Source organism: Acuticoccus sp. MNP-M23 (assembly GCF_031195445.1).
Classification (GTDB): Bacteria; Pseudomonadota; Alphaproteobacteria; order Rhizobiales; family Amorphaceae; genus Acuticoccus.
Genome location: NZ_CP133480.1, coordinates 4,878,583 through 4,901,967 on the forward strand (window position 1 = coordinate 4,878,583; position 23,385 = coordinate 4,901,967).

Consider the following 23,385-nt stretch of genomic DNA (forward strand, 5'->3'; position numbering starts at 1 on the left):
ACGCGGTTCCAGGAAATGCGCCGGTAGCTCAGCTGGATAGAGCACCAGACTACGAATCTGGGGGTCAGGGGTTCGAATCCCTTCCGGCGCACCATTCAATTCCAAGACATCGCAATTGCCGTAAAGCTGGCTGGACGCAGCCCAGATCGGGTTCAGCATCTGCGCTTGGACTTCGCGATTTACGCGATGCAGGCATAGCCATGAGCCGCTGATCCACGTTGCACGCGAAGCGCGGGATCCTCTGTGACGTTATGTGGCCGGGGGCCCGGCAGCAGGAAATTTCGGTAGCAACGCGAGGCTGCGAACGGTGGCGTGCTCGCAAGCTCTGAAGGCCGTCGGCGCATGGTTCCCGCCCGCCAGCCTGCAACGCCGCCTTCATTCTTATCGAGATCGCCCTTCGCCAAGTCCAGAAGGAGTTTCCGATCAATCAGTTGCAAGTCGGTCGGGAATCGCGCCATCCGGAGATGCAAGTATTCTTGATTTTTAGGATCAAGTATTCTGGCGAGCACAGCAATTGTATCTGCCAAGACTACGCGTTTCGCCATTGACGCTCCCAACCCAAGAATGTATTCACACTCGATGCAGCGCCAGACTCCCCGCTTCTTTGCGGGTCATGCCACTGGCCTCGCCACGCGGATTTCTGCCCCAGATCACGTCCACGAATACATGGGCCGCCCCGCGGGCACCTGACCACCGGCCGGGAGTTCGACCTTGAGCGCGACGACTGTGGACGATGCAAGGGCGGCGGAGGCGGAGGCGGCAGCCAACAAGATCGCGGCGTTCGATGCGGAGCTGAGCCGGAGTTCGAACAACATCGGCGAAGTTCGCGGCGTGGCCGCGACGGCGATCGACACGCTCGGCGCCATGGACCGCATGATCGAGAAGATCGACTCGCTTGCCAGCCAGACGCGCAGCTTCGCCGACGATATCGACAAGTTGCAGCTCGTCTTCAAGATCATGGAGAAGGCGCCGCCGCTCAAGAACGCCGCCAGGATCGGCAGCGACATGCTGAAGGCCGTCGAGAGCACGGTCGATAAAATCGCGGGCAATATCGACAAGCTTGCACGGAAAATCGAGGACAGCGGCGTCTACGAAAAGGTCGACGAGGCGACCGCGCTGTTCCGCAGCCTCGACGCCGAACTTGCCGACGCACAGGGCCAGATCGACGAGACCCAGGCCGCGTTCGCCGAAGTGTCCGATATCACCGGCAAGGCCTACACCTTCGCCGACGAACCGGTGCTGGCGCTGGGCGCCCTGGTGGAGATCCCGCTCAGCCTCGTGGCGGAGGTGAACGGCGCGTACGATGCGGCCAAGGCGCAGGTGAACGATTTTCTGGAGCCGCTGCCGGAAGGCGACTTCAACTTCATCATCGAGGTCGAGCAAACCTTCGGCAAGGTGACCGAGGCGCTCGCATTTCTGAGAGGGCCGCTCCAGGCGGTCTATTCGGTGATCAAACCGATCGAACCTTTGCTCGGTGCAGTCGATCTCATCGCGTCGGTGACCGTCGATCCGGTGATCGACTTCGTGCTCGACACGCTTCGCATCGACGAGGTGATCAATGCCGTCGCCGATAAGATCACCGAGCCGCTGGACGAAATCAAAGATTTCGAGTTCGGCGATATCTTCGGCGCGATCGACTTCCTGAACGGTTTTGATTTCGCCTCGTCCAAGTACGACCACGACCGTGACGAGAAGATCATCAGCACGGACTGGGACACCGACCCGACCCAGACCGAGGCGGGCGACGACCCGACCCCGCGCCAGAACGACCCGTTCGGCATCGGTCAGTTCGCTAATGACGTGAAGAACAAGCTGACCGGCGTGGTCGATGCGGTGGAAGGCGAGGCAGACGCTTTCGTCCGGCGTCTCGTCGGCGAACTGAACGCCGATGGCGGCGGCGTTGCCATGGAGATCATTTCCGACCAGATCGAGAATTTCCGCAACCGTGCCGAGGATGGCGACGGGGACGACAACCTGTCGGCCAGCATCGCGAGCCCGATCCCGGACAACCCCCGCATCGCGATCCACGATGTCATCCTCATCGGCGACGACAACGACAACATCATCACCTCCTACGGCGGGCTGAACCTCCTTTATGGCGGGATCGGCGACGACACACTGATTGGCGACGGCAACACGCTGACGCCGCTCGGAACGGCGGCCGTGCCGGGCGACAACGTGGAGGTGGTGGACGATGCTGCCGACCCCGACGACGGGCACGAGGACATCGCCGTCTTCACCGGCCCGCTGATCCAGTACCGCTTTGAGCGCGAGATGGTAGACGGCGTCGAGCACGTCGAAATGAGGCAGGTCTCCCCTATCGAGGGCTCGTCGTTCGATGGCACCGACACGCTGATCGGCATCGAGAAGGTCATTTTCCTGGGCGACAGCGACGCGCTCGGCAACGAATACTTGATGCTGACCATCGACGAGCTGTTCGACAAGGTGACGTTCGTCGACGACAGCGCGAGCACCTTCAACGGTTCGGCGGGAACCGATGAGCAGTACATCTTCGGCCGCGCAACCGAGGGCACGACGATTTTCGGTGGCGAGGGCAACGACCTCCTCGCCGGCGGGACCGGCAACGATTACCTGATCGGCAACGACGGCGACGACCTCCTGCGCGGCAACGGCGGCACCGACGACATCCGCGGTGGCGCCGGCAACGACACCGTCGTGGCGCGGGTCACCGCCACCGACGTCATCATAGATCTCGCCGATGGCGGCCCTCCCGGCTGGACCGGTTATGACGGCTCGATCGAGGATCGGCGCGGGGGGCAACCGTCGGTCTTCAGCAGCCTCATCTCGGTGGAGAACGCACAAGCCTCGATCGCGAACCAGGGCGCCCGGGACTTCGTCCGCATTTACGGGGACGATGGCGCCAACCTGCTGCGCGGCAGTGCGCGGATCGACGCGCCGCTCGGCGGCGACCCCATCAGCACGGGCATCGACGTTCTGGTCGGGCGCGGCGGTGACGACACGCTGATCGGCAACAGCGGCGATGACCTTCTGAGCGGCGGCACCGGCGTCGATTTTCTCGAAGGCGGGGCCGGCGACGACACGCTGGTCGATGACGATGACGGCAGCGCCGGCGGCAACCTTTACGACGGTGGCGACGGCGACGACACGGTCATCTACGGCACCGACCTCAGGGGCAGCGGCGCGTCAACGCCGACCCAAAGCGCCGTCCGGGCCTGGGAAGGCGTCCTGGCGAAGAATCCGGACCTGAAGGCCGAACTCCAGGAGGCGGGACAGGCGCCCGTCATCACCCGCGCGGCGCTGTCGGAATCGATCGTGCTCCTCTCGGAAGGCGCGATCGACGAAGACGGCCACGTCACGCGGCTCGTCGAGCGATATGTCGACGGTGTGCTCGTCGGAACCGATGTGCTGGTCGACGTGGAGACCGTGGTCGGATCGGATGCCGGCGACGTGCTCCACGGCGGCACCGGCCGGGCATCGATGCGCGGTCTCGTCGGCGGCAAGGGTGACGACATCATCCGCATCGAGGAGGCGCGCGGCCTCGTCGATACGGGCACCGGGTCGGACATAGTCCATATTGGCCTCCGGCTCGCGTCCGAGGATGCAGTCATCGGCACCTGGCGCGGCAACGCGCAATATGAGAAAGCCAAAATCCTCGGCGATGGCGAGGACACGCTCGACCTGTCGGAACAGGATGGCGTGCGCTGGACGGTGTCCCGTCAGGGCCGGAACGGCGACATCAACGTCATCGCGGTGGACGAGCGCTACAGCGGCGATGTGGATGCCAACGGCACCCTGCTCGACGACCCCGCCGATCCAGAGGTCAACCAGTACATCGCCGCCTCCGCACGGGGCTTCGGCACGATCATCGGCGGCGATGGCGACGATTACCTCGCCAACCCCTACGCCCACACGGTGCGCGGCGGCGGCGGCAACGACTTCCTGCGCGGCGAAGGCGCATTCGTCGGCACGCTCGACGGCGGCACCGGGGACGACGAGATCGACCTCGAAGGCTCTGGCACGGCGCTCGGCGGCGCGGGCAACGACATCATCGACGTCTTGGGGGCCGCATTTCCGCAGGTCGGGCCCGATAATGACGGCATCGTCACCGTCTATGGCGGCACGGGCGACGACATCGTGACCTTCAAGGACGGTGTGGGCGGCGCGTCCCACATCAGCGGCGATGCGGTGTCCGGCGGCGATGACGGCGGCCTCGACATTATCACGGGGCAGTACAACAACTCTATCGTTTTCCGCGGGAATATTATCCGGGACCAGTCGGAAGCCCGCGTCGTCATCGACCTCGACGCCGGCACGATCACCAACAACGACGACCCGGCCTCGATCGACGCCACCATCTCCGGCTTCGAGATTGCGATCGGCACGGACGATTTCGGGGACGTGCTCAGCGGCGCGCGGCGCAGCGAGACTGCGATCCCGGGCGACCTCTCGGACGACGATCCCTCCAACGATGTGCGCACGCTGGTGAGTGGCAACGACCAGCTGATCGGCGGTGGCGGCGACGACACTCTGGAGGGCCTTTCCGGCCTGTCGGCGAACGAGGCAACCGCAACCCGCGGCCAGTTCCTGAATGTCGACGGTGACTTCGCCGACGATCTCGCCGGAAGCTGGACGGTCGAAGCCTGGATCAGCACCGTCGACGGCGACGACCAGTACAACCGTGTCGTCACAGCGCCCTCCGGAAACGGCGCGCAGACCTTCTCCCTTCTCGTGCGCAACGGCGTCACGCACGTGCGCTTCGACGGGCCGAACGTGATCCAGGAAGGTGGCCCGCGCATCGATGACGGTGAGCGGCACCACCTCGCAGCCCGCTTCGATGGCGACACCGGCACGCTCACCACCTTCGTCGATGGGGTGGAGGTGATGCGGACGGAAGGCATCGTCGGAACGCCGCTGACCGCCAACGGCAACATCACGATCGGGGCCTACAACGAGGCCTACGGACAGAATTTTGACGGTGACATCGACGGGGTGCGCGTCACGTCAGGCCCCCTCACGAACGCTGAGATCGTTGCCGCTGCCGCGCGCGATGACGACGGGGCGATTGCCGCACCGACGCCCGGCGCCCCCTCCTCGGCATTCCTCTATGTGCTGGGCCAACGGGCGACCGAATACGGGCCGCTTCTGGGACGGGGCGTCACCGCCGTCGACCACGCCGCCGCGGAGCATGTCGTGACACGCGCCGGCGTCGCGTCGGGTGACGATGTTCTTTATGGCGGCGCGGGCACCGATGAGCTCTACGGCGGAGACGGCGACGACCTGCTGCATGGCGGGAATATTCCCGAGACCAGCGAGGTGTCCGGCGTGGACTACCTCCACGGCGGTCTCGGTCGTGACACCGCGTCCTTCGCGCTGAGTGCGCCCGGCACGGATGCGACCCAGCCCGAGGTCGTCAGCACCGAGCGGTTCGCCGCAATCGATGTCGACCTCGAGACGGGCTTGGCCCGGCGGATCGGTTCGGACCTCATCGAGGCCCACCTCGTCAGCATCGAGAACGTGATCGGCACCCTCCTCGACGACGAAATTCACGGAGATGCCCTCGGGAACGCTCTGCACGGCGGCCTCGGCGCCGACACCGTGCACGGGCGTGGCGGCGACGACGTCATCACCGTTCTGGGTGACGACATCGCGGACGGCGGCGCGGGCGATGACATCTTCGTGGTCGGTGCTGGCAACGCTGCAATCGCGGGCGGCAGCGGCGAAAACACGATTGCCTTCGATGGCTCCGTGTTCTTCCGCTACAACGTGGCCGAACAGCGCTATCTCGGCGAAACGATTGTCACGCGGGCCGCATGGGCGACCGCGCAAACGGACGCGGACGGCAATATCATCAGCGCTGCCGGAAGTGCTGACGAGCGCACGATCACGCGCACGACGAGCGACGGGACCGAGACACAGACCTGGACGCCCGGACGCATCCTCGCGATTGACCCCGTCTTTGCGACCGATATCGAGGACGCGGGCGCGATCGTGTTCGACGAGGCCGGCTTCGATATCGTTCTCAGTGAGGAACGTGAGACATTCGAGGGCACCTTCGAGGATATCGACGCCTTCGAGACCGGAGAGACCCGGAACTCCTACAAGACGGACAACTTCACCGGCACCGGGACGTCTGGCGACGATGTCCTTCATGGTGACTTCGGTGGAGACGTCATGCGCGGTCTTGCCGGAGCGGATCGCCTCTTCGGCCACGGCGGCGATGACGATCTGGTCGGCCAGGCGGGCGACGATACGCTGAGCGGCAGCGACGACAATGACAGGCTTGTCGGCGGTGCGGGGTGGGACTTCATCCAGGGCGGCCGCGGCGACGACGTGGCGGCCGGCGGCCGGGACGATGACAGCATCTTCGGCGCTGCCGGGAACGACGACCTTAAAGGTGGCGGAGGCAACGACCTCATCAATGGCGGTGCCGGCGAGGACCATCTCAAGGGTTCGGCCGGTGACGACACCGTGAACGGTGACAGCGGGTCGGACGTGATCGTTGCCGGATCCGGCTTCGACCTGATCGACGGCGGCGATGGCGACGACAGCATCAACGGCGGCGGTGCAAACGACACATTGAACGGCGGTCAGGGCAAAGACCGGATTGTCGGCGCGAACGGAAGAGATACGCTTTCCGGCGACGGGGGCGACGACCTCCTCAACGGTGGTCAGGGGCTGGACAGGCTCTTCGGCGGCGACGGCGAAGACACCCTGAAAGGCGATGACGGCCGCGACTTCATCTATGGTGAGGGCGACGATGACCGGATCTTCGGCGACGCGGGCAACGACGTCCTGAACGGCGGCGTTGGCAATGATCTGCTGTTCGGCGACAATGGCAACGACGCGTTGACCGGCGGAACGGGCGCCGACGTCTTCGTCGCCCGCGGCGCGTTCGGCTTCGACCAGATCTTCGACTTTGAGGACACGGCGGGCGACGAGCCGGTCGCCGACGGCCTCGATCTCATCGATCTGCGCGCCCTACGCGCACTCAACGGCGGCAAGGTCTCGCTCGATCAGCTCAGCCTCGTTCAGCGCGAAGACCGCGTCCGCATCACGCTCGACCTCGACCGCGACGGCATCACCGACACGATCGATCTCGATGGCGACGGCACCGCGGACCCTCACCGCATCGACGTCCTCAACGCGACCGCAGCGCACTTCCAGGACGCCGACTTCATCTTCTGAAACCAGCGCGCCTTCCCACTGGCTCGATAGCGGTCTGGCGTCTCGGCTCTGGTTCGCTTGGGCCGCTCGGACGCTTCGCGAGGGCCGGACATGGACAAAGCGCTGGCGATGGCCAATGCGCTTGATGGGATGAGCCGCGCCTATGCAGCCGTCGCGGCCAACATCGAGCGTCAGGCGCTGCGCGATGCGGTGACGAGGTACAACACCGAAAGTCTGGCGGGTCTTCTCGACCGTTTCGGACCGGGCGGCCTGGCTTTGGCAAGGGTGAGCTGGCGCTTCTCGCCGCGCCGATCTTCCAAGGTCGCGATCCCAACGTCGACGGCGTATCAAGCTGGACACTGCCGGCCCTCACCGCCTCCATCAAAAAGCGGTTCGGCAAGAGGGTGACGCCCCAGAGCCTGTTGCGCCTCCTGCAGCGCAAGGGCTCTCGTCGCGGCGCGCAACATCACCCTGGTGCCGCTGCCGCCCACCTCGCCGCAGTTGAACCCCATGGAGCGAGGCTGGCTGCACCTGCGAGAACGACAGCTCAACCTTCGCCTGCTCCCCGAGATCGAGGCCATCGTCGATGCTTGCTGCAACACCTGAAACGTCTTGATCGACGACACCGACCGCTTTGCTTCCAGCCTTGGATCCGAAAGATCATCCACCAGGCACGCCGGTATGAGAAATCGCCTGATGAGGGATTCCCTCGAAGATGCGAACGGAGCGCGAAGGGCTTTTGTGAAGATCAGTCTGCGCTGGACGCCGCCGAAATCCAACGGCATCGGGTCAGCAAGATCGCGCACTGTTAGAAGCGATGCTAAAATCTCTCATAATTAAATTAATACAACATTCATTAAAAATTTTTCCAACAGGTAAAGTAATAATTCTACTGCCATGATAAGCGTAACAGCTACCAGCTTCACACAAGGTATGGTTTGCGTAGTAATTTTTATGATTAAATTAAAAATAGAATCATGAAAAAATATTTCTAATACGATTTCATATTAGATAACTTGAATATATATTCTACATCATGAACAAAATACTGACGATAACATACTACAAGTGGCGAGTTACGCTCCGTTTTACTACACCACCGCAGTAAAAAATTACACCATTCATACAACACGCCAGCACGACGGTATCCATCATCAAGGCGGTTCGACGGAGGAGCCGCTGCGGACGCGCATAGCCGAAGTGTCTCTTTGCGTCATTTTCTGCACCCGTATTACACGCAGCAAGGATTGATTGAATTCGCTGGGAATATCGGCGGCATCGTCCTCATGCGAAGTGGCGGCGCGCAGACCGATCCACCGCCACCGGCGTTATTGCAGGGGGAGGCACCCGAAAGCGCAATCCGGCTTGCCACAAGTCTGGCCCAAGCTGAGGTCGGTAGTGTTGAGATCGTGTCGCCCACCAGTGCCGGGCCGGCGATGCAAGTGGCGCTACCGTTCTTCGACCGAACCGGAAATCAGTCCGGTGCGATCTTGGCGTACGTCGACCGTGAGGAGATTTTGCATCAAACCGTTACAAGCTTTAGCGCGCCCGAAAAGGAGATTGCCGTCGCCAGTGACGGCAGCGCTCACCTGACTCGCAAGAGCGCAAATGCGCCTCCGCTGATGGCGCCCGGTCCAACTGACAGGGCGCTGCCAATGCTCTTGGCCGGACTCAGCGGCGAACAGCCTCCCCAAGGCAGCTCGATTGATGGCGACATGGCAGTGAGCCGCGAAACCATTGCCTTCAGTGACGGAGCACCCCTCCGCCACTTGCGCTCGGCGGCGACGATGCCAAGCGCAAGGCTCCTGCGTGATACCAGCAGTTCGCTGCGCAACAACATCTCGTTGGCACTTGCCACTGCCATTGCGTCCATTGTTATCGCAGCGCACCGCGCCGCGCGGCTCACCCGGCGATTTTGCGTCCTGCGCAAAGAAACACCATCCGGTGCGGCAAACGTGGTTCCGCTGAAGCTGACCGTCACCGGAGACGCAAAGTCTGCGCAGCTGACCTGCATATTTGCACAGATGCACTTGAGCAGATGCGCGTGAACCACCGGGAGTCGATCATCTTCAATGGCGCCGCGAACGGTATCCTGACGGTAGATGCATCGGGCACGGTACTCGACATCAACCCCGCTGGACTGCGGATGTTCGGCCTTGGTGAATTCGACCTTGTGGGTCGCAGCATTGAAGCCGTGATCCCCTCTGCCGGAGCATTGATCGCAGCAGGCACGAAGCCGTGCGAAAAAGAATTCTTCTCGGCAAGCAAAGCAATTGCTGAAGGGCGCCGGAACACCGGCGAGACATTCCCGCTGGAACTATCGCTCTCTTCGGTCAAGGCGGACGGTAAGGTCACCTTCGTCGGGATCCTGCACGACATCACAGACCGACACGCCGCAGATGCCAAGGTTGACCGGGTCACGGCCGATCTGGAGCGCTCGAATGCCGAGATCGAAAAGTTTGCCTATATTGCATCGCACGATCTGAAAGCGCCGCTCCGCGTCATCGACAATGCATCACGCTGGCTCGAAGAGGATCTCGCGCCGCACCTCACCGACGATACCAAAGAGACCATGCACCTCTTGCGAGGACGTGTGCACCGCATGGAGCAATTGCTCGACGACCTTCTGGCCTACTGCAGGATCGGGCGTGCGACGCTGCCGATCCGCCAGATCACTGGTGAGGAGCTGATGGACGAAGTGCTTCAACTCACCAACGTGCACGACGGGTTTTCGATCGAGCGGCAGGGCGATTTCAAGAATATCCGGATCCCGTCGATGCCATTGAAAATGATACTGCTTAATCTCATCACCAACGCCCTCAAGCATCACGATGGAACCGAGGGCAATATCAGCGTCAGCATTTCTGCAAGTGCTGAAAACTACATCTTCCGCGTTGCCGACGACGGGCCGGGCATTGCACCCGAATATCAAACCAAGATTTTTGAAATGTTCCAGACACTTCGGCCGCGTGACGAGGTCGAAGGCAGCGGGCTCGGTCTCGCGATGGTGAAAAAATACGTCGCGCTCGCGGGTGGCACGATCACGGTGGAGTCCGATGGCGTTCGCGGCACCGCCGTCCAGTTCAGCTGGCCCAGGCAACAAGACAATGCTGATACTCCAGGAGTGGCTGCATGACCCCTCAACCGGCGAATCTAGACCCCTCGTTCCTCACGGTAATGCTTGTCGATGACGACGACGGAGATGCGAAAGCCGTTACCCGCGCCTTCCGCTCGGCGCGTGTATCCAACCCCATCGTGCGAGCCCGCGATGGGGTGGAGGCACTTGAGATACTGAACGGCACCCATCCGAAAACCCGCATCGAGCCACCGTTCGTCCTCCTTGTCGACATCAACATGCCGCGGATGGATGGGCACGAATTTGTCGCCGCCTTGCGCGAGCATGATGATTTCAGAAAACACATCGTCTTCATGCTCACCACATCGCGCGACGTCGATGACATCAACCGCGCCTACGAAAACAACGTCGCTGGCTACATCGTCAAGGAAGACGCTGGCGGCGACTTCCTGCGGCTTGCGCATACGCTGGATGAGTTCTGGATGTTGGTTCAGAAGCCGGCGCCGCATGCACCATCGTGATGGGCTCGATGCGCATCCTCATCATCGATGACGACTCGGCAGATCGGATCGCGGTCCGCCGCGCGCTCGGCCATGCGCTGCCCGCCAGTGAAATATCGGAGGCGAACGCCGTCAACGCTGCGATCACCAGCCATGCCGGCGCGGCAATGGATGTCGTCTTCCTCGATTTCGCGATGCCACAACTGGACGGCCTCGCCGCGCTGGGGTCGGTTCTCGATCATTGGCCTGGTGCCGCTGTGGTCATGATCACCGGACAAGGTGATGAGGCGACTGCGTCCGAGGCCCTGAAACGCGGCGCGATGGACTATCTTCCCAAACGCGAAGTATCCGCACAGACCATAGGCACATTGGTCACGTCAGCTGTTTCCAGAAACCGGAAACAAATTGAACTGGATGAGGTTCGGCAGGAGCTGGAAACGTTCGCTGACCGGATGGTTCACGATCTGCAATCGCCGATCAGGGCAATCGACTTTTACTGCAATGAAGCCATCGCTCTGCTTGACGGGGGTGACGAAAAACAAGCGCGCGAAAGAGTGCGCCGGGCGTGCCGGACAACGGAGCGAATGGCTGCGCTGATCGAAGCCCTGTCCTCGTACCTGCGTGTGGAGCGCAGCAGTGAAGCAAGCGAGGTGGCGCTTGCAGACGTCGCGAAAAGCGCGATCGCCAACCTTGCAGCCGAGATCCATGGTTCCGGCGCGCAAGTCGCGATCGGCGCACTGCCAAAGGTGAGCGGGCATGAGATCTTGCTTGTGCAGCTTCTTCAAAACCTGATTGCCAATGCTTTGAAATTCCGCGGTCAATCGGCGCCGCGGGTGGAGATTACCGCCCGCGAAGACGGGATGCTTGCAAAGGTCAGCGTGGCCGACAACGGGATCGGTATCCCGGCGCAAATTTTGCCGAAGATCTTCGACCCTTTCATCCGCAGCGGGACGAAAGCCGGCAACGGTCTCGGCCTCGCGACGTGTCACCGGATTATCGCGAAACACAGAGGTGAGATCGCCTGCAATTCCACGCTCGGCGAAGGGACGACGTTCACGATGACGTTGCCACTCGCCACTCCCGATCCTGCATCAGCGCCGCCGCATTAAGGACCGAAACATGGCAGATATCCTGGTCGTAGACGACGAGGAAGACTCGTTCGAGATCGTCCGTTCGTTGCTGGCAGCGGGTGGCCACACAGCGACATGGGCGCAAACGCCGGCGGACGCAGTCGCGAAGACCGAGGCAACCCCGTTCGACTGTATCATCGTCGATTATTTCCTCGGCGCTGAGACAGGTTTCGATCTCATCGCGCAGGTCCAGCGCAGCACGCCGCTTTGCCCGATCCTGCTTCTGACCGGCAGCGGCTCGGAGGATCTGGCGGCATCGTCCATCCGCCTTGGCGCATCCAACTACCTCAGCAAGGCCGGCCTCACGGCCGAGAAGCTGAACGCAAGCATTGAAGCAGCTCTGGCCGAGGCGGAGGAACGCCGCGCCGCAGAAGAAGAGCGCGCGTCACAAGCGCGCCGCGGGCGCCTCGAGGCTCTCGGGCAGCTTGCCGGCGGTATTGCCCATGACATCAACAACCTCCTCGCATCCGTGCAATACACGCTGGCCTCCGTGCCGTTGGCCGCGCTGCCGGAACCGATCGCGGCCCGCCTGACATCGGCGATGGGGACTTTGCAGGGAGGCGCCAGGCTCACGGATCGGTTGACCGCATTCGCGGCCGACCGGCCGGGAACCGCCGAACCCTGCCCCCTCGCCGAAATGATCGAGTCCGTGAGCGCGTCGGTCACCAGCCTCCTCGGCACCGGCATCGCCCTCCGAAAAGACATTGACGATCAAGACGCTCAGGTTCTGTGCGATCCAAAGCAGTTGGAGCATGCGCTGGTAAACCTGATCCTGAATTCGCGCCATGCCATCCAGAGCTCAGGGCGCGGCAGCCAGATCAAGATTTCTGCCCGCAAGGCCGAGGCGCACTCCGCCTACTTGCTTGCCGTCGAAGACGACGGACCCGGCATGGCGGCAGATGTCGCCGCCAGTTCGATCGACCCGTATTTCACCACAAAGCCCAGGGGCACGTCGACAGGCCTTGGCCTGTCGACGGTGTACGGCTTCGTTCAGCAGGCTGGCGGCAAATTCGATCTCGTGACCGAGGAAGGGCGCGGCACGAAGGTGTCGTTCACATTGCCCGGCGCCGTGGCTGAGCGGCGAGATCCTCCCCCCACGGTCCCGCTTCGGGTTTCGCGCGACGCTACTGCCGAAAACCCGCAGAGCGCGCCCCGGATTCTTCTTGTCGAGGATGACATCATATTGCGGTCGGGCATGGCTTTAACTCTGGAACAATTTGGATACCAGCTCGTCGAGGCTGGCACAGCAGAAGAATGTATCGGCCTTGTCAACGACGAAGACAGTATAGACGTTATGGTGACCGATATACACCTCGGCGATGGAATGAATGGATTTGAACTGGCTCGGAAAATCCGTGATTCATGGGCGGATATCGGGATCATCTATATGTCCGGATTCACCGGATATAGCAAAGATGAGATGGGTGAAATAAAAGCGCCGCTCATTTCGAAACCATTCATGCCTGAAACACTCAATTCTCACATACAATCTATATTAGAATCAAGGAATAATATTTAGAATAGTGCAATTTTCAAGTACTCGACAATATTTGAAATGAAACCCGCATTTTAATAATTCATATCCAGTTTTATTTGAATAACTATCGAGACTTAAAATAAAATCGCTCAACATAATTCGATCTGGGGCAGCCTGTATCAAGTCAATACTTCCCCTCACCCAAAGATCCGAGGTGTGAAATGGCCCTATCGCTCTCCCGTTTTTTCGAGCGGACGGAAAATGTTTCGCTAAGCGACTGTGATCTTGAACAGGTTCATCTCTGCGGGACAATCCAGCAGGGCACCGGGATGATTGTTCTGGTGGAAGATGACAGTCTTATTTGCGGAGCATCGGAAAATATTGATGCGTTTTTCGGCCTTTCGGCAACGGAAATTCTCGGCACTCCTCTTAATTCTCTGTCGCCTGAGATAGCCGCGCGGGTCGCCGATCTCGATCGGTCAAACCAGGTCGCGCACGAAATCCTGGACACGCAAATCGAATCTTCTAGCGCGGTCTACGATATCGTAACCCATACGCACGCTGGACACCGCTTTATCGAGTTCATCCGCAGCGATACTGCATCGCCGGCAGTCTTGCGCAAACGCCTGCGCAGCTGCGGTTCGGCCTGCTCCAAGATCATGGGAGCCGAGAGCTTTGCAATTGCTTCTCATCTTGCTGCGACCGCAGTGCAAGAACTCACGGAGATCGACAGGGTCAAGATCTTCAAGTTCCTGCCTGACTGGTCGGGTTCCGTCATCGCCGAGGCCCGAACGGGCCGATTGCCATCAATGGCGGGAATGCACTTTCCCGATACTGACATTCCAAAGCAGGTCAGAGATTTGATGACCATCATCCCGTACCGTTTCATCGGCACGGCCAGTGACGAGAATGTCGCGCTTCAAGCGCTGGCGGAACACGCAAGCGTTTTGGATATGACGTGGTCGATAAGTCGCGCAGTATCGACCATGCACACTGCCTATCTTCGTAACATGGGCGCTGAAACTTCGTTTTCCTGTAATCTCATCAACAACGGTCAGCTTTGGGGATTGATAGCCTGCCACCATAGCGAAATGCTTGCCGTGCCGCCGGACAGCTGGTCGCTCGCGCAGGAAATCTCGACCGCCCTCATGCTGCGATACGATCAGACACAGCGCACCGAAACCGCCAACATGATTACCCAGCTGCGGCGGATAGAAAGCGAGTTCGCCGCAGAATTGCGTCAGACCGGCAACATCGAGAATGTGGTTGTCACGCTGGTTCCGGTCCTGCGGAATTTCCTGCGGGCTGATGGCTTTGCCTTTCTGTTCGGTCAAAATCTCTACACATCGGGCGAGACGCCGCCGGACAGCTTTATCCGCGATCTGATGCGCTGGATAAATGAAAACACAAGCGGCAAAGATCAATTTCAGACGATTTCTCTACAAAACGAATATCCGGCAGCGGCAGAATATAAGGATGTTGCCTGCGGAGTTCTTGCGCAACCGATTGTGGTGCACCGGGTGTGTCAGCTTCTCTGGTTTCGCGGCCCGATCACCCGGCGGATTGCCTGGGCGGGGCGTCCGGATGCGAAGGTGATTGCCGATCCCGAAACCGGGCTGACGCTCGGGCCAAGACAATCCTTTGACAGGTGGATCGCAGAGCACAGAGACCAGAGCCTTCCGTGGAAGGAAGCTGAACTCCAGGCCGCCCGCGAAATCTTCCAGGAGTTTCTCGACATTGTCTCGTCACAGCTTCTCTTGAGAGATGAGAACGCATCCCTGCGCCGGTTCGCACACATGGCGGCCCACGATATCAAGTCGCCATTACGCGGAATTACATCAGCACTGACCTGGATGGAAGAAGACAAGGGCGATGAGGACAGTATCAGGGAGCATCGCGAATTGGCGGCGCTACAAGCGCGAAAATTACAGCGACTGACCGAAAGCCTGCTCGAAATGTCTGTGCTTCGGGAGCAGGCTCCGACTTTCGAGCCGGTGAACCTCGCGACACTGGTGGCTGATGCCTGCGAGTTGATGAAGCAGGACATCCGCTTGGCGGACGCCAGTATCACGACGGGCACGCTCCCGGTTTGCAACTGCGCGCCAGACCTTCTGGTCAGGATCTTCCTCAACCTCATCGGAAATGCTCTTAAATACGCAAAATCCGATAGCCCGCTTCGGTTGAAAGTCGAAGCCGAAGAAACGGACTCTCATCACCTCATCGTTGTCACGGACAACGGACCCGGCATTCCCGATATCTATGCGGAGCGAATATTCGAGCCATCGAAACGCCTTGTGCACGACTGCGATGCCGAAGGGTCCGGGTTCGGCTTGTCGATCTGCGCCGAGATCGCGAAGTTGCACGGCGGCAGAATTTTTCTCGACACGTCTTGCAATGACGGCGCAAAATTCGTGCTCGAACTGCCCAAGTCCGCACAATGACAAGTTCAGGCGCCCGCTCGAACAATAGTGTCCGGCACCGTCTTCGCGCCGCCACGGAGGATTTGCATCAGGGCCTTCATCGCCACCCGCTCCTGTCGCGGTTGCTGGCAGCGGACCTGACAATCGACGAGCTGAGAGCGTGCGCTGCCGTGTCTTTCGCTGCGATCGAAATTGTTGAGGCCGAGCGTGCACGACGTGCCATCTGGCCGGAGCTGTCGCTAGCGGACCGCCTGTCAGTGTTGCGCATGGAGTCAGACCGCAGAAACGAGGCGTCGCTGGCCGATGGTGGCGCGCTGATCGAGGGCGAGCCGGAACTTCTCGGCGCCCTTTATGTGGTTCACGGCTCCGCCATCGGCGGCGGTATCCTCTTCAAGAGGGTTGGCAAGCTCTTTCCGGAGGTCGCAAGATCCGTCTTTCAACCGCAGGATCCTGCTGCGTGGAAATATTTGTGCACATTGATCGAGTCGTTGCCAGAAGCGGTTGTGGAGCGATGTGTACGAGGGGCGACTACACTCTTCAATTATTACCGGAAAGTCGCTGATTTCCATACCGAGCATGTATGACGCCCTACATTCCGTTGATTCGAATGTATTTGGCGCAATCACAGAAAATATTTATGCCTAGGAGCGACGGACCGGCCAAAGCAGCGGCAGAGATGCGCGGGTCTCCCTCGCGATGACGTTCCCTGCTAAAGCCACACAACTGAGCCCATGTCCGAGCCTTCCGCCGGGCTTCCGGAAAGCAGGCTCCATGACCGTCAGCGGGATAGGCGACGCCTTCAGGAAGCCTGGCCGGCGGGCCCTTGATGCGCGGTGGGCGCACTCGAAAGCCGCAACAGCCCTACCAGCGCACGGTGGCGCCGATCCGCCCGCCAAGCGCGTGGCCCGAATAATCATCGATCCGGACATCATAGTCGCCGGACGCGAAGAGGCTCACCCTGTCGGACAATGCAATCGACGCGCCGAGGCCAAGCTGCACACGGGTCCCGCCGAGCCCCGAATCGAACGAGACGGGATTGGCGCCGCCGAGACCCTCAAATGTGACCTGCGAACCATCGCCGAAAGCGTGCCAGAGATTTGTCCGCGCCCAGCCAGTCAACACTTCGCCTGTCGGAAGCGTCCAGTCACGGCTCAGGCGTGCGCCGATCCGGCCGAAAACGTCGTTCGCCGCGTCGAAATTGATGCGCCCGTAGCTGTCTGCCCCATTGTCCATTGAGAGCATCTGATAGACGAGCTGCGCCTGCGGTTCGACGGCAAAGCCTTCGCCAAGGTCGAAACGGTAGCCGGCCTCCAGAGAACCGATCATGCCGAAGCCATCATTCTCCAGCGTTTCGCCGAGGTTCGAGCGCGCGCGGGCGTTGTCGTAGAAGGTGCCCTGGAGGACGGCGTCGAGACGGAAGCCGCTTGCCTGCTCATGGTTGAAGTAGGCGCCGAATGAATAGGCGTCCATCGAGACCTTGCCGGCCGGGCCATCATAGACGGCATCCACCGTGCCGTGGATCTGGCCCGAGCCGACATAAAAGCCGACCAGATTTTGCACCGTGTCGCCCGGCTGCGACAGGCGATGATCATAGCCGGCCTGAAACCCTGCGAGATTATAATCGTAGCCCGGCCCGTCGTTCCGGAAGCGGTTCAGCCGCTCCGCCGCGGTGCCGCCGCCGCCCCCCCGGCTGCCGGTCTCACCGATCGCGCGGCCCCAGGCGGTGCTATGATTGCCCGGCAAACGGGCCGAGATGCGTTCGTCGCGCGTGCCGAGAATGGCAAGACCATATTGCGAAGCGATGGCGGGGAGCGCGGTATCCACGGCAACTTCCGGCCTGAAATCGGGCAGCGCGCCGGGTCCGGTCATGCCGCCATGCGTCGAACGCAGGTACCAGTCGTCGCGCCGCGCTGCGCTGCCGCGGTAAAGCCCGTATTCGAACGCGCCGCTTGCGACACGGTTTGCGAGGGTGAACGCGCTCTGCGTCGTCTGACCGCCATTGGCCGTCTCGATCAGCCTGATGCCGTTGCCCTTGGTGAGCCCACCATCGCCGAAAGGCGCCAGAACAACGCGGGTCTCTCCGCGTGCCAGTCCGCCATCGACGATGAGGCGGTCGGCCGCGCCCCCTGCCCCCAGCTGCGCGTTCATGACCAGCGCGCCACCGGCACCGGCATAATTGCCGACGGTCAGGCTCTGGAAGCCAGCGCCGGCCGGCGGCGCAAACGCAACCGTGCTCCCGGCATTCACCAGATTGTCGACCTGCGAACGCAGCCCCGTCCCGGCGGCGGGAAGCATCCATGCGCTGCCGTCCGCCAGTGTCAGGTCGATGCGGGCGTTGGCGGAGCGGGTGATCGCGCCGTTCAGCGCCGAACCGGACGCCGTCAGCGCCAACGCGGTTCCGTCTGCCATGACGACCGGGCCGTTCGACGCTGAAAGCGTGCTGTCGGTCAGGGAGAGCGTATTTTGCGTCAATGGTCGGGCGGCATTGCGGCGGCGCCTAAGCCCGTTTGGAGAGAGCGCCGCGACCGCCGCCGAAGACGTGCCCAACACAGAAACGTCCAACCCGGCGAGGGCGATCTGCGCCCCCTCGCCCAGCACGATGGCGTGGGCATCAGCGCCTCGCGTCATCACTGAGCCGCCGTTGAGCGCGACATCGGCCCCCGCCCCGTAGGCGAGCACGCCATAGCTGCCCGGCGCAATGGTCTCGACGGCAAGGTCCGTCCCCCGCATTTTCGCAGCGCCGTCGACGCCCGAGACATTGAGGCCCATGCCGGCGCCACTGAGCGCAATCCGGCTGTCCGCGAGATCGACCGAGCCGTCCGCTTCGACCCACACGCCATCGCCGCTGGAAAGGTCGACATCGACGCCTTTGCCCCGGATCGTCGCGGGCGCATTGCCGCCCGCATGAAGGCCCGCCAGCGCCGTGCCTTTGATGTTGGCGTCGATCAGCTCGGCGACCGCGTTGTCCCGCGCATCGACACCGATGCCGCTGACCTCGTCGCCAGCCATCATGATGTTCACGTTGCGAAGGGAGAGTGAGGCGGTCCCCTGCGGTGCGGCCAGGAAAGCGCCGTCGCCGCCGGTCGAGGCAGTGATGTCGCCGCCACGGCCGAGCGTCACGCGGCCATCGCCAACATAGATGGCAGGCACATAGTCCTGCATCGGCTCCAGCGTCACCCAGCCATTTGCAGTGGCGGAACCGCCATCGTCGGCATAGACCGCGGCGCGGGTGCGAAACGGTCCGCTGACGAGCCCGGTCCACACGGTGCCGGCGTCGACAACCACGCGCCGGCGATTGCCCGCGACCTGACGCTGGGTGTCCGGTTCGGTCCAGTCCAGAACATCCAGCAGCTCTTTGAACAGGTCGGCCGGCGCGTTCCCGTCGCCGGGATTGCTGGCGTTCAGCAAAATGGTGATCGTGCGGTCGTTCGCCCGGTCGTACATCACCAGCGCCTCGAAGCCGAGACCGTTGCCGGTGTGCCCGATATAGCCGGAGATCTCGCCCATGCCGAAGCCGTAGCTGTCATATTCCGGGCTTTGCGGATCGGCCGCGGTGGAGCCGAACGATTTCAGCCGTTCGACGAAATCACGCCGGTCGATCAGCTCTCCGCTGCCCACCGCCTTGCCCCAGCGCTCCAGGTCCGAAAGGACCCCCACCAAAGCGCCCGAAGCCCCGGCGCCGGACGCATTGAAGTCGGAAAGCGATTGGGGGCCCTCGCCATCACCGGCATCGACATAGCCAACGGCGTTCGGCGTCGGCATCGCGCCCGCGCCCTGATTGACCACCGAGCTCAGGCCCAGCCGTCTGGAGATCCGGCGCCGGACCTCCTCCGACCAGTCATTGCCTGTGGCAGCCGAGATCACCTGGCCAAGGAGCACGGTGTTGCTGTTGGAATATTCGTAGGAGGTGCCAGGCTCGAACTCGAGCGGCTGGTCGACGGCGTAGGAGAGCAGTTCCTCGGCGGTCCAGGCCCTGCCCGGGTCCGCCAGCAACTCCGTGATGAAGGCGGACGACCGCGTGTAGTTGAAGAGCCCCGAGCGCATCTGCGCAAGCTCGCGGATCGTCATCTCGTCGCCGCCCGGCACCCCGCTGACATATTTGCCGACCGGATCGTCGAGCCCGACAAGCCCCTCTTCCGCCAGCTGCAGAACGACCGTGGTGACGAACGATTTGGTCACGCTGCGGTAGGCGAAAATGGTGCCGGCCGTTGGCGGGGCGCCGGTTGCGACATTCGCCGTGCCGGAATTCGACGTCCACCGCACATCACCCTGGCGGATGGAGACTGCGGCGCCGGGAATGCGCTTGGCAATCAGCGCCTGATCGATGGCAACCTGGATCTCTGCCGCAGTGGTGGGGTTTGCCCAGGGCACACCGCCCGGTGCTTGCGCAAACGCTGACGTCGCGTGCGCGGAGACGATCAAAAGCGCGGCGACTGTTGAAAACAACCGTCCCCGTGAAGTGCAGTTGCAGCCCACCCTGGCCCCCGGAAGCGTGATTTTTCGTGACCGTCACGCTATCAGCGTCACATCAGAAATCTAGACCCGGTGTTGCAGCCAATGCATCGCGCGCCCGGAGTGTTGCAGCGAGGCCAAAGGACGGCCCCGCCCCTCACCCTGCGTGCAAATCCTGGCGAGTTGCGGCGGCAAACCCGGTGATCGCCCCCGGTGCGACGGGCGAGGCGCTGGGCGTGACGGACTGGAGAAGCTCTGTCCACTCGCGCTCGAAGGAGGCCATCGCCTCGGATGCGACCCGCTCTCCGTCGACGATGTCGGCCGGCACGGAAAACACCTCTTCCAGACAGGCCGCCCAGCCGCCCGGCGTGTTCTCCTGCACGTCGATGGCACCGGCGACGAGATGGCACGCCATCCCGTCTGCGCGCGGGCAGATGACGGGGCGGCTGGCGGCCAGCGCCTCCAGCGCCACCAGGCCGAACGGCTCCCACCGCGACGGCATCGCAATCACGTCGCACTCTGCAATCGCCTCTGCCGGGTTGGCGGCAAACCCCTTGAACACGATGTTGGGCTGACCGGCCGCAAGTGCCACCAGAGCCTCCCGCTCCGGACCGTCGCCATAAAGATGAAGCGTCATGTCCGACGTCGGCAACGCGCGGAACGCCTTGATGAGGATGTCGAACCCCTTCTGGGTGTCGAACCGGCCGAGCGCGCCGACGATCCGACGGCCGGGGGCCGGCGCTGAAGCAGCCTCCATGAAGGGCTCAAGGTCGACGCAGGGGTGAATGACGTGCAGCTTTTGCTCCGCCACAAAGCCGCGCCGCACCAGCCAGTTTGCCTGCGCTTCGCTCACCGCCACAACCCTGTCGAACAGGGCGTAGGCGCTTTTCAGCAGCGCGCCGAACCGCGCCCGGCTGGTGACGTTCAACGCTGCGAAACGCTCCGAGTAGCTATGCTCGACATGGATCAGCGGCTGGTCCGGATAGGCGGCGCGGAGCGCGGTGAACAGCGGCATGTTCGACCATGAGGTCGACAGGTGCGAGACCACCACGTCGGCCTGCATCTGCGGCAGGTTCATCTGCCCGCGCCGGACCCGGACGATCCGGTGGCAAACGGCGCCATCTTCCGAGGTGGCTTCGAGGTGGGCGAGCATCCGGTTGATCCCGCCAAAAGAGGCATCATCGATGAGGTGGGCGACGGCATATTTCATGGCTGTGTCTTTCTGGCTCTGAGGATCAGGCGGTGCGGGCGGAAAGAATGTGCGCTTCGACGGCCGCAAAACGGTCGCGTCCGGCAATGGCGAGAACGATGGCAGCCGCGGCGGTCACGGCGGTCTTGACCGGCTCCTCCAGCAGCGGCCGGGTGGAGGCGGACAGCGACTGCCCAATGAGGCCGAGCGCGGCCGCGCCATCGCCCATCTTCACGGCGCGGCGGGCGAGGTAGCGCAGCTGGTAGGCCGCGGCGCGGTCGCCGTGCGATGCGTCCAGCCGGGGCGACAGGTCGGCCACCTTGGCCCGCATCCGCGTCCAGCTTTCGAACTGGCAGTGAATGTTGGCGGACAGGCCGCCGGTGTGAACGCGGTACAAGGTGAGATGGCCGTCGATGCCGGCAATGTCCCAATCGGCCGTCAGGGCAAAGCGCATCCACGCTTCAATGTCTTCGGATTGGCGGAAGGTCTCGTCGAACCACCAGTCCCGCTCGGTTTCGTGCCGCGGGCGGTAGCGGATCGCATCCAGCGCCTCGCGGCGGAACACGGCGACCGAACCGTTGCCGACAGGGTTGCGGCAGAAGATGTGCGCCGCCGTGATGCCGGTGAGACGCGGCGACTGGCGAACGCCGAGAGGCTTGCCCGCCCCGTCGATCATCTCCGAGCCTGCGTAGCTGAGGCCGAGGTTGGGGTTGGCAGAAAGGTGGGCCACATGGCGCTCCAGCTTCTCTGGGAGCCACAGATCGTCCGCATCGCAAAAGCCGATATAGGCGCCGCGCGATGCTTCAATGCCGCCATTGCGGGCGCCGGACAGGCCGCGATTGCGCTGGGACACGATACGGATGCGCGGATCGTCGAATGCGGCAGCCACTTCAAGGGTGTCGTCGGTGGAGCAGTCGTTCACGACGACGATTTCCATGTCCTGAAAGGTCTGCGCCAGGAGTGAGCGGAGAGTGTCTGCGAGGGTCGCTGCCGCGTTGTAGGCCGGCACGACGATGGAGGCTTTGGGGAAGGTCATTGTGGGCTCCTCGGTCAATGGTTGAAGGCCAGGCGGCGGGCGGCCGCGGGCAGGAAGGGTTCGGCGCAGGCGGCCATAAGAACGAGCGCACCCCGGCGGGGATCGGAAAAGAAAGCAGGCGGGCTGAGACGAACCGCACGGGCCGCCAGCTTCAGCGCAGTGAAGCGGCCTGTGCGCACCCGCAACGCGCGGCGGGCGAGATAGCGAAGGTGGATCGCCTCGGCCTGCGCGAGCGCGCGGGGGGCAATGGCAACACCAAGGGCGCCAACCGTGTTGGCCGCCGCCTGCCAGCCGGCACGCATGGCCTGCAAGTCGGCAGACAGGCCGCCGTCGCTGGCGCGGTAGTAGACGAGCGTTTCGTCCACGCCCTCGATCCGGCCACCGGCGGCGGCCATGCGGATCATCATCTCCACGTCTTCGCCATGCACGACCTTCGGGTCGAACCCGCCGATGTCGCGGAAGATGCTGGTCCGGACCACCAGATTGGACAACGTGCAGACCGGGTTTTCGCAAAGCAGATCGAACGGCGTCAGCGCCTCGGCACGCACCTTCGACACCGTTTTCGCGCTCTGCGGGGTGCCGCGGAAAAAAGCGACGCGACCGTAAAAGGCATCCGCTGCATCCGCGCCGCTGGTGAGCGCTGCCAGCCGTGCCAGCTTGCCCGGCACAAAGATGTCGTCCGCATCGAGGAAGGCGAGCCAGTCGGCGCGGGCGAACTGAGCGGCGCCGATGTTGCGCGCACGGCTCGGACCGCTTTTGCCAAGGGCAACGACGCTGATGCGCTCGTCTTTCGCGGCAAAGGCTTCGCCAAGCGCAACGGTGCCATCGGTGGAGGCATCGTCGAGGATGACCGCGTGCCAGTCCGTGAAGGTCTGGCCGATGAGCGAGTCCAGCGTTTCGCCGAGGGTGGCTTCGGCGTTGTAGGCGGGGATGATGACGGAGAATTTCGGCATTTCGGT

At 62.5% G+C, this 23,385-nt stretch carries 14 protein-coding genes, 1 tRNA gene and 1 pseudogene; 11 read left to right on the forward strand and 5 right to left on the reverse strand.

From position 1 onward, the window contains the following. Positions 1–17 precede the first annotated feature (17 nt). Positions 18–94, forward strand: a tRNA-Arg gene (locus RDV64_RS22445). A gap of 85 nt (positions 95–179) precedes the next feature. Here RDV64_RS22445 and RDV64_RS22450 read toward each other — a convergent pair. Then, the gene (locus tag RDV64_RS22450) at positions 180–545 is read right to left on the reverse strand and encodes a hypothetical protein (protein ID WP_309197198.1); all 366 of its coding nucleotides are present in this window, start codon (positions 543–545) and stop codon (positions 180–182) included. Between the two features lie 166 nt (positions 546–711). On the opposite strand from RDV64_RS22450, the gene RDV64_RS22455 reads away from it, so the two are divergent. The 10 genes and pseudogenes from RDV64_RS22455 (at position 712) to RDV64_RS22495 (ending at position 16,333) form a co-directional block, all read left to right on the forward strand. After that, the gene (locus tag RDV64_RS22455) at positions 712–7,167 is read left to right on the forward strand and encodes a LamG-like jellyroll fold domain-containing protein (protein ID WP_309197199.1); all 6,456 of its coding nucleotides are present in this window, start codon (positions 712–714) and stop codon (positions 7,165–7,167) included. Positions 7,168–7,257: 90 nt separating this feature from the next. Continuing rightward, the gene (locus RDV64_RS22460) at positions 7,258–7,554 is read left to right on the forward strand and encodes a helix-turn-helix domain-containing protein (protein ID WP_309197200.1); all 297 of its coding nucleotides are present in this window, start codon (positions 7,258–7,260) and stop codon (positions 7,552–7,554) included. A 42-nt stretch (positions 7,555–7,596) separates the two neighbouring features. Beyond that, positions 7,597–7,752: pseudogene (locus RDV64_RS23915) on the forward strand (transposase); the annotation flags it as partial. A 602-nt stretch (positions 7,753–8,354) separates the two neighbouring features. Further along, positions 8,355–9,194: a hypothetical protein gene (locus RDV64_RS22465; protein ID WP_309197201.1), complete on the forward strand. Its 840-nt coding sequence runs from the start codon at positions 8,355–8,357 to the stop codon at positions 9,192–9,194. Then, positions 9,191–10,282: an ATP-binding protein gene (locus RDV64_RS22470; RefSeq protein WP_309197202.1), complete on the forward strand. Its 1,092-nt coding sequence runs from the start codon at positions 9,191–9,193 to the stop codon at positions 10,280–10,282. The genes RDV64_RS22465 and RDV64_RS22470 overlap by 4 nt, the downstream gene beginning before the upstream one ends. After that, a complete protein-coding gene (locus RDV64_RS22475; RefSeq protein ID WP_309197203.1) occupies positions 10,279–10,743 on the forward strand; it encodes a response regulator in 465 nt (154 codons plus the stop codon). Before RDV64_RS22470 ends, RDV64_RS22475 begins: the two co-directional genes overlap by 4 nt. 8 nt (positions 10,744–10,751) lie before the next feature. Continuing rightward, entirely contained in the window at positions 10,752–11,831 is a 1,080-nt protein-coding gene (locus RDV64_RS22480) for an ATP-binding protein (RefSeq protein WP_309197204.1), read from the forward strand. A gap of 10 nt (positions 11,832–11,841) precedes the next feature. After that, the gene (locus RDV64_RS22485) at positions 11,842–13,371 is read left to right on the forward strand and encodes a response regulator (RefSeq protein WP_309197205.1); all 1,530 of its coding nucleotides are present in this window, start codon (positions 11,842–11,844) and stop codon (positions 13,369–13,371) included. 179 nt (positions 13,372–13,550) lie between these two features. Continuing rightward, entirely contained in the window at positions 13,551–15,770 is a 2,220-nt protein-coding gene (locus RDV64_RS22490; RefSeq protein WP_309197206.1) for an ATP-binding protein, read from the forward strand. Beyond that, positions 15,767–16,333, forward strand: coding sequence for a biliverdin-producing heme oxygenase (locus tag RDV64_RS22495; RefSeq protein ID WP_309197207.1), 567 nt, complete (start codon positions 15,767–15,769; stop codon positions 16,331–16,333). Before RDV64_RS22490 ends, RDV64_RS22495 begins: the two co-directional genes overlap by 4 nt. Positions 16,334–16,610: 277 nt before the next feature. Here RDV64_RS22495 and RDV64_RS22500 read toward each other — a convergent pair whose 3' ends face one another. The 4 genes from RDV64_RS22500 to RDV64_RS22515 form a co-directional block, all read right to left on the reverse strand. Next, on the reverse strand, positions 16,611–20,120 hold the full coding sequence (locus tag RDV64_RS22500) for an autotransporter outer membrane beta-barrel domain-containing protein (protein WP_309197208.1): 3,510 nt from the start codon (positions 20,118–20,120) through the stop codon (positions 16,611–16,613). A gap of 238 nt (positions 20,121–20,358) precedes the next feature. After that, entirely contained in the window at positions 20,359–21,411 is a 1,053-nt protein-coding gene (locus RDV64_RS22505; protein WP_309197209.1) for a glycosyltransferase, read from the reverse strand. A gap of 25 nt (positions 21,412–21,436) precedes the next feature. Then, entirely contained in the window at positions 21,437–22,426 is a 990-nt protein-coding gene (locus tag RDV64_RS22510; RefSeq protein ID WP_309197210.1) for a glycosyltransferase family 2 protein, read from the reverse strand. A gap of 14 nt (positions 22,427–22,440) precedes the next feature. Next, complete coding sequence (locus RDV64_RS22515; protein WP_309197211.1) at positions 22,441–23,379, reverse strand: glycosyltransferase; 939 nt, start codon at positions 23,377–23,379, stop codon at positions 22,441–22,443. Positions 23,380–23,385: the final 6 nt, after the last annotated feature.